This window comes from Leptolyngbya sp. CCNP1308, from assembly GCF_034932455.1.
Classification (GTDB): Bacteria; Cyanobacteriota; Cyanobacteriia; order Phormidesmidales; family Phormidesmidaceae; genus Nodosilinea.
In genome coordinates this window covers 89,967-103,569 of sequence record NZ_JAYGIH010000074.1, presented here as the reverse complement: position 1 = coordinate 103,569, position 13,603 = coordinate 89,967, and the positions used below count along the sequence as shown (strand labels likewise).

12 protein-coding genes are annotated in these 13,603 nt (G+C 59.7%); 6 read left to right on the top strand and 6 right to left on the bottom strand.

The genetic code is table 11. The features are described 5' to 3' along the window. The first annotated feature begins 162 nt into the window (after positions 1-162). On the top strand, positions 163-1,482 hold the full coding sequence (locus tag VB780_RS18990) for a C1 family peptidase (protein ID WP_323352747.1): 1,320 nt from the start codon (positions 163-165) through the stop codon (positions 1,480-1,482). Positions 1,483-1,516: 34 nt separating this feature from the next. On the opposite strand, the gene VB780_RS18985 is transcribed toward VB780_RS18990, so the two are convergent. Continuing rightward, complete coding sequence (locus VB780_RS18985) at positions 1,517-3,181, bottom strand: iron ABC transporter permease (RefSeq protein WP_323352746.1); 1,665 nt, start codon at positions 3,179-3,181, stop codon at positions 1,517-1,519. 379 nt (positions 3,182-3,560) lie between these two features. Here VB780_RS18985 and VB780_RS18980 point away from each other — a divergent pair, with 379 nt between their 5' ends. The 5 genes from VB780_RS18980 to VB780_RS18960 all read left to right on the top strand — a co-directional run bounded on the left by VB780_RS18980 (position 3,561) and on the right by VB780_RS18960 (position 9,909). Beyond that, a complete protein-coding gene (locus VB780_RS18980; protein WP_323352745.1) occupies positions 3,561-4,685 on the top strand; it encodes a YdcF family protein in 1,125 nt (374 codons plus the stop codon). Positions 4,686-4,889: 204 nt separating this feature from the next. Next, the gene (locus VB780_RS18975) at positions 4,890-6,638 is read left to right on the top strand and encodes an ABC transporter ATP-binding protein (protein ID WP_323352744.1); all 1,749 of its coding nucleotides are present in this window, start codon (positions 4,890-4,892) and stop codon (positions 6,636-6,638) included. A gap of 281 nt (positions 6,639-6,919) precedes the next feature. Further along, entirely contained in the window at positions 6,920-8,584 is a 1,665-nt protein-coding gene (locus VB780_RS18970) for a SpoIID/LytB domain-containing protein (protein WP_323352743.1), read from the top strand. 120 nt (positions 8,585-8,704) lie between these two features. After that, positions 8,705-9,325, top strand: coding sequence for a hypothetical protein (locus tag VB780_RS18965; RefSeq protein WP_323352742.1), 621 nt, complete (start codon positions 8,705-8,707; stop codon positions 9,323-9,325). Between the two features lie 65 nt (positions 9,326-9,390). Continuing rightward, positions 9,391-9,909 (top strand): IS1096 element passenger TnpR family protein, encoded by a 519-nt coding sequence (locus VB780_RS18960; RefSeq protein ID WP_323352741.1) that lies wholly within the window; start codon positions 9,391-9,393, stop codon positions 9,907-9,909. A gap of 13 nt (positions 9,910-9,922) precedes the next feature. Here the strand turns inward: VB780_RS18960 and VB780_RS18955 are convergent, their stop codons facing one another. The 5 genes from VB780_RS18955 to VB780_RS18935 form a co-directional block, all read right to left on the bottom strand. Then, on the bottom strand, positions 9,923-11,473 hold the full coding sequence (locus tag VB780_RS18955) for an NAD(P)/FAD-dependent oxidoreductase (RefSeq protein ID WP_323352740.1): 1,551 nt from the start codon (positions 11,471-11,473) through the stop codon (positions 9,923-9,925). Between the two features lie 4 nt (positions 11,474-11,477). Further along, a complete protein-coding gene (locus VB780_RS18950) occupies positions 11,478-11,981 on the bottom strand; it encodes a hypothetical protein (protein WP_323352739.1) in 504 nt (167 codons plus the stop codon). 92 nt (positions 11,982-12,073) lie between these two features. Beyond that, on the bottom strand, positions 12,074-12,625 hold the full coding sequence (locus VB780_RS18945; RefSeq protein WP_323352738.1) for a hypothetical protein: 552 nt from the start codon (positions 12,623-12,625) through the stop codon (positions 12,074-12,076). 71 nt (positions 12,626-12,696) lie between these two features. Further along, complete coding sequence (locus VB780_RS18940; protein ID WP_323352737.1) at positions 12,697-13,152, bottom strand: YeeE/YedE family protein; 456 nt, start codon at positions 13,150-13,152, stop codon at positions 12,697-12,699. Between the two features lie 14 nt (positions 13,153-13,166). After that, the gene (locus VB780_RS18935) at positions 13,167-13,583 is read right to left on the bottom strand and encodes a YeeE/YedE family protein (protein WP_416349249.1); all 417 of its coding nucleotides are present in this window, start codon (positions 13,581-13,583) and stop codon (positions 13,167-13,169) included. Positions 13,584-13,603: the final 20 nt, after the last annotated feature.

Here is a 13,603-nt window from a genome sequence, read left to right as displayed (position 1 = left end):
CTGAGGTAGAGATTGGCTGATAGCGGCGGCCTTGAGGAGTCTGCCCAAGGTCGCCGCAGGTTGAAAATTTACCTCAGTGAAGCAATGAAATATAAGTGCCCAGAGCTGCGCTCGCAGAGAGCGGTGGGGGAATGCTTAAGGAGCTATTCCTCAAGGTCAGACATGTTTACGCAGAACCGTAAGTTTCGCATTGGCGGTTATCAGCCGGGGCAAAAGCCGGACGACGTTAAGCATCACCAGATTGGGCGGTTTCAGAAAGAGGAATTGCCGCCCCGGGTCGATCTGCGTCACCACATGACCGAGGTAGAGGCGCAGGTGGGCAACAGCTGTGTGGCCAACGCCTTTGTGGGAGCCTATGAGTACTTGGCTAAGCGCGACCTGGGCGATGCCGCCGATGTCAGCCGGTTGTTTGTCTACTACAACGCGCGATCGCAGACCGGCAGCCACAACGAAGACCGCGGCACCCAGATGTACTGTGCGATCGAGACGCTGATGCAGCACGGAGCCTGCGCCGAAGACCTGTGGCCCAACGACGAAGCGCTGATCTTCACTGAGCCCGACACCGGGGCCTACGACCACGCCGCCAACTTTAAAATCATCGAAGCCGAAACCATCGACACCGACCTAGATCTCTGGCGGCACACATTAGCTGAGGGCTACCCGATCGCCTTTGCCCTCAACACCTTTGAATCGTTTGACGAGGCCACCCGCAACAAAGGCCGGGTGCCCCAGCCCAAGCGCTCCGACAACGTGCGCGAAACCCACGGCTGGCACGCCATGCTCTGCGTCGGCTACTCCGACAAAGACCGCTTCTTTATTGTGCGCAACTCCTGGGGGCCAGAGTGGGGCGATCGCGGCTACTGCTACATTCCCTACGACTACGTCATCCACGACGACTATAACGGCCACGACTCCTGGATCATCAAATCCCTCAGCGAACTCGACTTTAGTGCCGAAGTTTGGGAAGACGACGAGTCATTCTTTGCCGACGATTGCTCGCTCTTGCTCTACGACTTTTACATTCACACCGAAGACCCCGAGGGCTTTACCGACGCGATCGCCGCCCTCTGCCTCACCTACGTCGAAAGCGAAGACGACTACTACTTCGACTACGACTATAGCGACGACGAAGGCAGCCCCTACCTGCTAAATATCCTCAACTTTGACCTCAGTGTTGAGGACGGCACCGAGTTTGTCGCGGAGCTAGACGCCCTCTGCCAAGAGTACGCCGTCGATGAATCCTACGGTTTTGGCTACGGCAGCAGCGACGAAGAGGAGACCGAGGAATCCGAGGAAGAGGAGGAATCTGAGGAGGAAGAGTCTGACGAAGACTATTCCGAAGAGGAGGAATCCACAGACGAAGAATCAGAGGAGGAAGAGTCCGAAGACGCGGAAGAGGAATACTCTGAGGAAAACGAGGAGTCTGAAGAAGAGTACACCGAAGATGAAGAATCTGAGGAAGAGTACACCGAAGAAGAATAGCCGACTGGCTGCACCTTGATTTCGATGGCCAATTTCAGCCCTTACCCTCGTTGGCGATCTGCTTGCTCAGCCACAGCACCGGCAGCAGCCCCACCAGAATGATCGCCAGCGCCGGGGCCGAGGCCTCGATCAGTCGCTCGTCGGCGGCGTATTGGTAGACCCGCACCGCCAGGGTGTCAAAGTTAAACGGGCGAATGATCAGCGTGGCGGGCAGCTCTTTCATCACATCCACAAACACCAGCATGGTGGCGGTGAGCAGACTGCTGCCCAGCAGCGGGCGATGAATTTTGAGCAGGGTTTGGTTGGGGCTTTGGCCCAGGCTGCGGGCGGCATCGTCCAGCGAGGGCTTAATTTTGCCCAGGCCCGCCTCGATCGCCCCAAAGCTGACCGCCAAAAACCGCACCAGATAGGCCAACAGCAGCGCAATAATCGTGCCGCTCAGCAGCAGCCCAGTCGAAAAACCAAAGGTCTGCCGCATCCAGGCATCGACGGCATTGTCAAACCGCGCCAGGGGAATCAGCGTGCCCACCGCAATCACCGCGCCGGGGACGGCATAGCCCAGGTTGGCCCCCTGCACCGAGAGCTTGAGAAACGGCGTGCCGTTGAGCCGCAGACCGTAGGCCATCACCAGCGCCAGCAGCACCGCCAGCACCGCCGCCAGCACCGCCAGCACCAAGCTGTTGAGACTGAGCACCACAAAGTCACCATCGAGGGTGTCTTCGGCGTTCCGCACCGTCATCGCCAGCAGCAGCCCGGTGGGGATGATCAGCCCCAGCAGCACGGGGGCGGCACAGACCAGCCAGGCTCCCACGGCCCGCAGCCCACCCAGCCCGTAGCGCGACTGCGAAATCGTGCGAGCCATGCCCTGGTAGTAGCGAGCCCGACGGCGCGATCGCTGTTCCAACACCACCAGGGCAAAGATAAACAGCAGCAGCACCGCCGAGAGCTGCACCGCCGCCGGGCGATCGCCCATGCCAAACCAGGTGCGGTAGATGCCCGTGGTAAAGGTCGAGACGCTGAAGTAGGCCACGGTGCCAAAGTCGTTCAGGGTTTCCATCAGGGCCAGGGCGGTACCAGCGGCGATCGCCGGTCGAGCCATCGGCAGCGCCACCGCCCTAAAGCTGCGCCAGGGGCCACAGCCTAACGAGCGACTCGCCTCCAGCGTGGCGGTTGACTGTTCTAAAAACGCCACCCGCGCCAGCAAATACACGTAGGGGTAGAGCGTCAGGCTAAACAGGAGAATCGCCCCCTCAATGGAGCGAATATTGGGGAACCAGTAGTCGGTCGCTCGCTGCCAGCCAAACAGGCCGCGCAGGGCCGTCTGCACCGGGCCAAAGTACTCCAACGTGTCGGTGTAGACGTAGGCAAGAATATAGGTCGGGGCCGCCAGCGGCAGCAGCAGCAGCCATTCAAACCACCGCCTGCCCCAAAACTGGCAGGTGCTCACCAGCCAGGCGGTGCTCACCCCGATCGCCAGCACCCCCAGGCCCACCCCCACCATCAGCACCAGCGAGTTGCGAATGTACTCGGGCAGCACCGTCGCCGCCAGGTGCCCCCAGGCATCGCTGGTGTTGGTGAATAGGCTGGTAAGAATAATTGCCACCGGCAGCAGCATCACCAGGGCGATCAGCGCCACGCCCAGCGTCCAGCCGTCGAGCCGGGGTAGAAACGCTTTCCGGGAGACGCCGAGGGATTTCATAACCGGTAATTATTGCTACCCATTCCTTTTAACACAGAACGAAACCCCGACCATCAGCCGCTTCAGAATTACAAGTCTCATAGAGCAAAAGAACAAAAATGTAGAAGAGCGACAAATGGAAAGACATGCCCAATGGCTTGAACCCCGGTGTTTTAGGCTGTCCTAACCCAGCCCTCACCTGCCAGATGATCGCCAAGCCATCGTAAGTGAGAACTTTGGGGCTGATTGGGGCCGCACATAGCCCGAGTTTTCGTTACTGAAGTATGCTTTGCAGAGAGTTCCTGCGGGGTCAGTTTGGCCCCCCAAAAGCCACCCTAGGCCAGGGTGCGAATTTCGCCCTTCGCCCTACAGCGCCCACCTGTCCGTTGCCGATCTGACTATGGATATTCTCAACCTCTTAACCCGTCTGCTGCTGTGGCTTGGCATTGGCTACTTTCTGTGGTGGGTGCTCAAAAAATTTATCCCCGCCAACTTCTTGACCTGGTTTGGCGGAGCCATGATTTTGGCGCTGATTGCCGGGGCATTTTTGTTCCCTGAAGACAGCACTATCGGGGTGTTTTGGCAGTTTTTGGTGTTTCCGCTGACGCCCCTAGGGGCGGCCATTACGCTGCTGGCTCTGTCCCTCAGCAACGGCATGAAAAAGGTCAATGGGCGCATGGTGACGGTGGCGCTGCTGATCTTATTTTTCGCCAGTATGCCGCTGATTGCGCGGGCCTTGGTCAACCATTCTGAACAGTCGGTACAGCGGGCCTACGCCAGCCAGCAGCGGCTGTGTAGCGACATCTGCCCTGCGATCGACCAGGTGCCCGTAGACCGGGCCGTGTCGATTGTGGTGATTGGCGAAAACGCTGACGCCTACCGACAGACCAACGCCCTCAGCAGCCGCATTGATGCCGACAACCCCCTCGACCCGGTGCTGGTAGCCCGGCTGAATAGCGCCGCCAACGTCTACAGCCGCATCAGCTTGGCCCGTCCCTACGTGACGGTCACTGCCGGGCCTCGGTTTGGCAGCGGCGAAGAGCAAGAACCCCTGCGGCAGGCGATTCGCCAGCAGCTGGTGGGCCGGGGGGTGCCCTCAGAGGGCATTCGGGTTGAGGCCACGGGCACCGATATTCGCAATACGGTGGTCGATCAAAAGAACTTTTTGATCGAGCAGGGGTTGTTTACCGAGCCGGCCCGCGTGGGCCGCTTTGATACGGCCCGCACCAACCGTGACGCCAACCGAGTAGTGCTGGTGGCCCCCGCGTTAACCATGCGCCGCGCCGCCCTGGCCTTTGAGAATGAGGGCATTCAGGTGGTGGCGGCCCCCACCGAGCTCTACACGACCCTCAACCTAGAAAACCGCGATACCCTGGCCAGCCTGGCCGACCTGGCCCCCAATGTGAATGCCCTGGTGCTGACGACGCGCTACTGGGGCGAGCTGCTGAGCGCGGTTTACTACTACCTGCGGGGCTGGCTGCCCCCCTTCAGCATGCAGTGGGAGCAGGTGGTTGAGACGATTTAGGGAAAGTGTTGGCAGTTGGAAAGTTGGCAGGTTGGCTATGGGGAAGTCTTAAACCCTTTAACTTTCCAACCTTTCAACGTTTGAACCTTCAAACTTTCCAACCTTGAACTTTCTAACCGTTTAACCCTCAAGCCCATGCTCAACCCATCGCCCAGTGCGCTCCTCAAATTCGTCTAGGATAGGGGGGCAATTAGGGCGGATGTTATGGCGCGATCGCAGCTACAAAAACTGGGTACCTACCTCAACCCCCACAGGCGGCAGGCGGCCCTGGGGGTTGCTGCATTATTTATCGTCAACCTGGTCGGCGTGTGGATACCGCTGCTGATTCGCAACGGCATTGACGAATTGCAGGTCACCTTTAGCTTTAACCGGGTAATGTACTATGCCCTGCTGGTGCTGGTACTAGCCTCGGTGATGTGGGTGATTCGCATGGTGTCACGCATTACGCTGTTTGGGGTGGGCCGCCAGGTGGAGTTTGACCTCAAGCAGCGCATCTTTCAACACCTGCTGCGCATGGAGCCCGCCTATTTTGGCCGCAACACCGCCGGAGAGCTGATCAGCCGCGCCACCAGCGATGTCGATAATATTCGCCGCCTGCTGGGGTTTGCCATTTTGAGTTTGGCCAACACGCTGTTTGCCTATGCCCTGACGGTGCCGGTAATGCTCTCGATCAGCGTGCGGCTAACGCTGATTTCGCTGATTGTCTACCCGCTGATGCTGGTGCTGGTGCAAAGCTTTAGCCACCGCCTGCGCAATGAACAACTGACTGTGCAAGAGCGCCTCTCCGACCTCAGCGACCTGATTCAAGAAGACATGAGCGGCATTGCGCTGATCAAAATCTACGCCCAAGAAGAGAACGAGCGCCGTGCCTTCAACCGTCGCAACACCAGTCTGCTCGACGCCAACCTGAAGCTGGCCCGCACCCGCAATACCCTGTTTCCGCTGCTGGGGGGCCTTGCCAGCATTAGCCTGCTGGTGATTTTGGCCACCGGGGCGGGGGCGATCGCCACCGGGGCGCTGTCTGTAGGCGATTTCGTGGCCCTGCTGCTGTATGTGGAGCGGCTGGTGTTTCCCACCGCGCTGCTGGGGTTCACCATTACCGCCTACCAGCGGGGCGAGGTCAGCATCAACCGGGTCGAAGAGATTCTCGATGCCGAGCCCGAGGTGCAGACGGCTTCCACCGCCATCCCCCTGCCCCTAGAGCAGGTGCAGGGTACCTTAGAAGCCCGCCGCCTCAACTACGCCTACCCCGACAGCAAAATTCCGGCCCTAGATGAGGTGAGCTTTAAAATTGTGCCGGGAGAGCAGATCGCGATCGTTGGCCCGATTGGCTCGGGCAAATCGACTTTGGCCAACGCCCTGCCTCGCCTGCTCGACATCGGCCCCGGCCAGCTCTATCTGGATGGCTACGATGTCACCGAGCTGCCCCTGGCGGATCTGCGACGGGCGATCGCCTACGTCCCCCAAGACAGCTTTCTCTTCAGCACCAGCATCAACAACAACATCCGCTACGGCGAACCGCACATGGAGTTTCCCGAGGTGCAGTACGCCGCCAAACAGGCCCAAATGGATGAAGAGATTCAGAACTTTCCCCAGCACTACGACACCATTGTCGGCGAGCGCGGCATTACCCTCTCGGGGGGGCAGCGGCAGCGCACCGCCCTGGCCCGCGCCCTGGTGGTCGATGCCCCCATTCTGGTGCTGGACGACGCCCTCTCCAGCGTGGACAACCGCACCGCCACCGCCATTCTCAACGCCCTCTCGGAGGGCACCCAGCAAAAGACGGTGCTGTTTATCTCCCACCAAATGTCTGCCGCCGCCACCGCCGATCGCATCTTTGTGATGGACAAAGGCCGCATTGTGCAGCAGGGCTGTCATAGCGACCTGGTGAAGCAGCCGGGCCTCTACCGCGATCTGTGGGAGCAGCACCAGCTTGAATCAGCACTGCGGTAGGTTTGGTGGTTAAGACTGCCATGGGTTTTCTGCACCACCAAGCCTGACGCGAGAAGCTCTAAAAGCCTGCATTGCCTATGCCGCCGATCGCGAGCGACGGTTTATGACCGCGCCCCTATCGGCATGAAATTACTTTCTGATGAAAACCTATCGCCCAAACTGCCAAATCGTTATCTGGAATAGACCAGGAAAGATTCCCACCCTCAAAGGTCTGAAGCCGCTAGAATTTCTCTGACCCGGCTGCACAGACGGCGGGCAGCACCCTACTTCGTTAGCGCACTATGGCTACGCTCTCCCTACCCCGATTTCAGTTTCAACCCCTGGGCCATCGGCGATCGCGATGGCTGGGCGCGGTGGGCGGCATGGCGATCGCCCTCACCATTGCGATCGCCGCCCCCGCCCCCGCCGCCCAAAACCCGGTGATTCAGGTGGGCATTGTGCAGCGCTTTGGTGAAAACCTGCAAGACCGCATCACCCTCGAAGCTCTGCCCGGCGAGCAGCTCACCCTCAGCTTCGACACCCAGGGCCAGCCCCAGACCGTCACCACCGGCCGGGTTGTAATCGGTCTAGCCCCTGAGCAACTGCCCGAGGCCACCCTGGGCGAGCGCGTGGTGCTCAGCAACCACCGCAGCTTTGAAACCGCCGAATACAGTGCTCAGCAGTGGCGCGATCGCGGCATTGAGCCCGAGATTGCCCAGCCCGGCAGTTGGGAAGTGTGGGCCAACCGCGAAACCTACAACAGCCCCCTGGTGCGCCGCCTGTTGATTAAGAATCTGCAAGCCCAGGGGTTTACCGAGGTCTTTCTCGACAGCGAGGTGGTGGGCCAAATTCCCCGCGCCTACTTTGAGGCCAACGGCTATCGCTATGGCCGCGACACCCTCGACATTCGCGCCAGCGGCGGGCGGGTGCGGGTCACCCAGCCCGGCGACCCGCCTGTCACCCGCGTCTACGGCGGCACCCTGCGGGTACAGCCCAACACCTACGGCACCTACACCCTGGTCAACAGCGTGCCCATCGAAACCTACCTGCGCGGCGTGGTGCCCCACGAAATTGGCCCCAGCGCTCCGGTACCCGCTATTCAGGCCCAGACGGTGCTGGCCCGCACCTACGCCCTGCGCAACCTGCGCCGCTTCGCCATCGACGACTACGAACTCTGCGCCGACACCCAGTGCCAGGTGTACCGAGGGCTGACCGGCACCGCACCCGTAGCCGACCAGGCCATTCAGGCTACCCAGGGTCAGGTGCTCACCTACCAAAACGAGCTGGTCGATGCGCTGTATTCTTCCACCACGGGCGGCATTACCGCCGCCTTTAGCGATGTGTGGGAGGGGCCAGATCGGCCCTACCTGCGTCCGGTAGTGGATTCGGTCTATGGCCTGTGGAATATCGACCAGTACCCGCTCAACTCCGAGGAGGCAATCCGGCGATTTATTGCCATCGACAAGGGCTTTAACGAAGACACCTGGCAACTGTTTCGCTGGCGCAACGAGGGCACCCTCAGCGAGATTACGGCAGATCTCAAGGGCTATCTAGGGCGGCGGCAGCATCCACTGGCGGGGTTTAGCCAAGTGCGATCGCTGCGCGTTTCAGAACGGGCTAACTCGGGTCGGGTGCAGACCATTGACATCGAAACCGACCTGGGCGTAGTGCAGCTCAAAAAAGATGAAATTGTGCGGGTGCTCACGGCCCCCCGCAGCCTGCTGTTCTATGTCGAGCCTATGTATCAGGCCCCAGCGGCAGGCGGCGCTGCCCCTGCTGCCAGACAGATCACAGGCTACCGCTTTGTGGGCGGTGGCTGGGGCCACGGAGTCGGCATGAGTCAAACGGGGTCGTACCGCCTGGGCAATCTGGGCTGGGCCTATCCTCGCATTCTCCAGTTCTACTACCCCGGCACCACGCTACAGCCGATCGGCGAAAATCTGACCTTCTGGCGCGAGCCGATGTAGGGATGGGTAAATCAGTAGGTGGAGGTAAGGCTGTCTGTCTTTCAGAGCGGCCCTGTCAATGGGGAGCATCCCTAGAGGGGAAAGGGCACATAATGGGGACAATAACCCTGATACTGACCCATGACTCAGGCTACCCAACAGCGCAAGAGACCGTTCTCTAGCTTCACCTATCGGGACGCGTTTAAGCACCTGGAAGTCACCGAACTCAAGCGGTGGACACTTGCCGCCGAACCGGTACCCGTGAGCGACTTCTTTCGCGAGCGGTTAGAGCGACTGCAACGATTTGACTTAGAAAGCCTGGAGGCCTCTAAAACCCTACTCATTGATGCCATTTGTGAAGAAGGCCTAGAGGGCTTTGAGCGGCTGAAGGTTTGGAAAGGAGCCTACCTGGAGGGCGAAACCGTTTGCGGCAATGTGGACTACCTGATCGCTGAGCGGCGAGCTTACCTGGAGGCTCCCTTTGGCTGTGTGATTGAGGCCAAAAAAGACGACTTCGAGCAGGGAGCCGCTCAGTGCCTAGTAGAAATTCAGGCCTGCCAATGGGTCAACCACCAGCTGAGCCGAGCAATGGATATTTACGGCATTGTCACCAACGGTGAAGGCTGGAAGTTTTACCGGCTAACGCTGGATGGCGAGGTATCTGAATCACTGCTGCACGGTATTGGGGAGATGCCGACGCTGCTAGGATTGTTGCGCGTATTTTTTGGGCTGTGTTATGGAAATTTGGCACTCTTCTCTTAACCAGACCAGTCCCTCGTAGTAGGCTGTAAGCAACGCGTCCGCCGGCTAATTTCCGGGAAATAGTCATGGTTTTTAACCTCCGACAGCTTGACAACCTCAACGACGACGATGTCGAGCCACTGCTGTTGTCCAGTACTGAGTTTCGTCCAGAGCGGCACATTTTTAAGGTATCCCTAGGCAAGGCATGGCGGCGCGTTGCCGTAGTTGGCGAAGCTACCTTAGACGACTTAAGCGGCCTGATTCTAGAGTCAATTGAGTTTGATGATCACGACTATCTTCATAAGTTCACTTTCAAAACATCCGCTGGGCGAGTGATGGAGGTTACACATCCCTATGCCTATGGCGATCTATCTACCGACGAGGTCAAGGTTGGTAGCCTGCCGCTGCAAGTGGGTGACACGATAGACTACCTACCTGACCTTGGTGACTGCTGGGAGATTCAGCTCGTTCTAGATGGCATTGAGCCTGAAACTTCGAAAGGGTTTCAGAAAACTAAGATAGCTAAGCGCAAAAAGCCCAAGGTTCTTGGAGAAATTTTGGAAGCCTACGGCGAGGCCCCGGAGCAGTACCCAGATGAAGATTAGTAGGTGTGTTCGCCTACCCCAGCACGTCGCGCAGCATTTGGCGGTGCTGGCTGACCGAGGTCAGGGTGTTGGCGGTCATCAGCCCACAAGCAGCTACCGCTGGTAGGCCAATGCCGGGGAAGGTAGAACCGCCCACGCAGAGCAGCCCCTCCAGCGGGGTCTTTGGCCCTGGGAAGAGGCCATCTTGAACCGAGATGGCGGGGCCGTAGCTGCCCCGGTGGCAGCGCAAAAAACGCTCGTGGGTAAGGGGGGTGCCGACCAATTCCACCTCTACTCGGTGGCGCACATCGGGGATGATGCGCTCTAGGGCACGCCAGAGGGGTGCTGCCCGTTCTGCCTTGAGCTGGGCGTATTCGGGGCTGCGGCGATCGCACCCCTGCCAGAGTTCGTAGGGCTCAGTGGCGGGGGTGTAGACATGGATGGTGTGCTTGCCCGGCGGAGCCAGCAACGGATCGAGCACCGTAGGAATCGACATGACGATGAGATTCTGCGGGGCGTCAATGCCTCGTTCCCAATCCTCCACGGTGATGTAGTGGCAGGCTAGATCGGGCGGCAGTCCTTCACCATCAATGCCCAGGTGCAGGTGCAGAAAGCTGGGGCACTCCGGGGTGGCCTGGCGTTCCTCTACAAACGTCTTTGGCAAGGCTCCATCGGGCACCAGCTTCAGCGTGTCCCAAATGGAGGCGTTGGAGATCACGGTGCCTGCGCTGAGGACTTCTCCCGAGCGTAGAGTTACTCCTGTAGCGCGATCGCCCTCCACCAAAATTTCCTTGACGTGAGCGCCCAGCCGCAGAGTGCCACCATACTTCTCTAGACCGCGCACCAGGGCATTGACTAGAGCCGCGCTGCCGCCAATGGGATAGTCAAGAGTGACGCCCGGACGATACCACTCGGCAAACATAAAGGCCATTTCGGCGGTGCTGGTGCCCTCGGCGGGCAGGCCCGACAACAAAAAGCACAGCATATTCATCCAGTGGCGAATGAAGGGATCGCGGATGGTGCGATCGAGTACGGTGCTGAAGGGCTGGCTGGATTGGGACAGCGCTGGAGCATTGCGTAGGAGTTCCCACGCGTAGGGAGCGACGGTTTGCGCGGCACCCAGATCTAACCTGAGGGCGGCGGGGGGTAGGGCAGTAGCCGCTTTGCCCAGGGGAACCATCGCCTTTTGCAGGCGACGCCATTCTTGTACGGCGGCCTCGCCCCGCAGATTCCGCAGCAGATCGGCGAACTGATCGTTGCCCACGGTGGTGTCAAAGTCACCTTCAGGAATGCGCACACCCCAGGTGTTGTAGTTGGCCCAGGTAACGCTATCCCCTTCGCCTACCGCATCGAGCACGTGGCGCAGCGGATTGGTGGAAGCCCGGTACGACATCCCCGAGTAGAGCGATGGCCCCGAGTCGAAAATGAACCCCTGGCGCTCAAATCCGTGGGCCGCTCCACCAGGGATGGTGTGGCTTTCGCAGACCGTGACGCGATAGCCGTAGCGGGCCAGCAGTGCACCGCAGCATAGGCCACCAATGCCGCTGCCGATCACAACGATATCGGCGGTTTTGATGGACGGCATGGCCCTAGCTCCCCGAATAGCCCTGGATATTCTCGGGGCGAAACTTGCGCAGAATGGGGGTGGCCTGGCGAACCACCGCCTCGGAGCCGCGCACCACCACTAAAAATTTGCCGTCGTTGAGACGGTTGCGGTACGAGACAGCATCGCCACTGCCGAGAATGCCCATACCGCCGCCAATAAAGTAGGCACCCATAGAGCCCCCGATCGCGCCCAGCAGCCCACCAATAATCTGGTTGCCCAATCGCCCCGTAAAGGCAAAGGTATCTAGCCCGGTGATCAGGTTGAAGCTAAACCCGGCGATAAAGCCAAAGGGCACTAGCCACACCATCATCAGGCGAATTTGTTTCCAGGCCTGGTTAGCGGGGTCGATGAGCCCGTACTCGTCGGCGGACTTAAAGCCTTTGCCCAGAATGTCGAAGTTGTCTTTGGGCAGACTGGCTTCTTCAAGGGCGTTGTAGGCTTCTTCGGCTTTGATGCGATTGTCTAAAACGGCGACCAGGTAGTTCATGTACAGGAGGCAATGGGGCAAAGACAGTTGGGTTCGCACCCAATAGTTATTATGCCGTGTTGGTGTTCCTAACCCTATGGGGCTTTGACCGACTAAACCTGCCCTCCGGGACAAACCGTAGACCACTGATCCAGGTTGGCCCTGGCCTGAATGAACCCGGCCAGCTCGCCTCGGTAGGCAATCAGTCGAGCGCGATCGGCGGAGGTGGGCGGCACCAGCACCACCAGGCGATCGACCGAGGCGGCGGCGCAGGCCCAGTCGCTGGCCTCTACAGCGGCAGCTAGGGTGGCCTGGCGCTGCACGATTTCGGCCTGCTTGGCGGCCTCGGCCCGCTCTTGGGCGATGTAGGTCTGCATGTTGCGAATGCCAGCAGTGGCGTAGCGATCGCCTGGTCGATACGTCAGCGCCCGACGAAAGTTGATCAAGGCGGTGTGGTAGTCTCCCCGCTCGGTGGCGGAGTAGCCCGCCAGCATGGCGTAGCGGTAGGACTGCGATCGCGTCTGTTTCAACCGACTTTCCAGCGCCGCTTCTGCCGTAGACGATGCTGATTCCTTCGCCAGAGCAGACCCCAGCCCGCCGCTGAACAGAGTCGCCCCGAGGGCTAAACCCACCGCAATTTTGCCCACAGTCCCCATCGCTGCCATCCTTGTTGCTGCTTACGCTACACGACCGTTTAGGGTAGCGAATTTTTCGCCGGTCGCGGCACCAATCTGCCCTAGGGCTGCGGGGGAGGGTTGAGGGCTTTGTGGGCTAACGACCCGGCAATCATCGCCACCACAAACAGCACCGGATTGGCTGACCCCAGGCCCAGAGCGGCGATCGCAGGCCCAGGACAATACCCGCCTAGCCCCCAGCCAATGCCAAACAGGGCCGCACCCAGCACCAGAGGGCGATCGATATCGCTGCGGTTGGGCACAAAGAATTTGCTGTCCAACAGGGGATGGGGCCGCCGCAGAATGAAGCGAAAGCTAATCAGCGTCACCAGCACCGCTCCGCCCATGACAAAGGCCAGGGTGGCGTCCCAGTTACCAAACAAATCTAAAAAGCCAATCACCCGCTGGGGGTCGATCATCTGCGAAAAGCCTAAGCCCAGGCCAAACAGCAGCCCGGCGGCGAGAGTTACCAGGTTTTGGGCCAGGGTGTTGGGGGTGGATGCGTCTTGAGTTGTCATAGTTAATACCTCAATTAAACCCAGCCCAGCAGATGGCGGGTGATGAATACAGTGACAATGCCAGCAGCCATAAAAGTGAGGACGGCGACGAGCGATCGCCCCGACAGCCGCCCCAGCCCGCAGACTCCATGGCCGCTAGTGCAGCCGTTGCCCATGCGGGTGCCAAAGCCCACCAGCAGCCCGGCCCCAATCATGGTGGCGGGGGCGAAGGGATAGGTCGGCGTGGGCTGAGAGGCCAGGGCGTATTCGTAAATCAGGCCGCCCGCTACTAGGGCCAGCAGAAACAGCCAGCGCCAGCTCTCAGCGGCGGCAAAGGTAATGGCCCCGTTGACCATGCCGCTAATACCCGTAATTCGTCCATTAAAGGCCAGCAGCAGCGTGGCGCTAAGACCAATGAGAATGCCGCCAAACAGCCCATACCACCATTCCATGAGCATGGCTCAACTCCAAT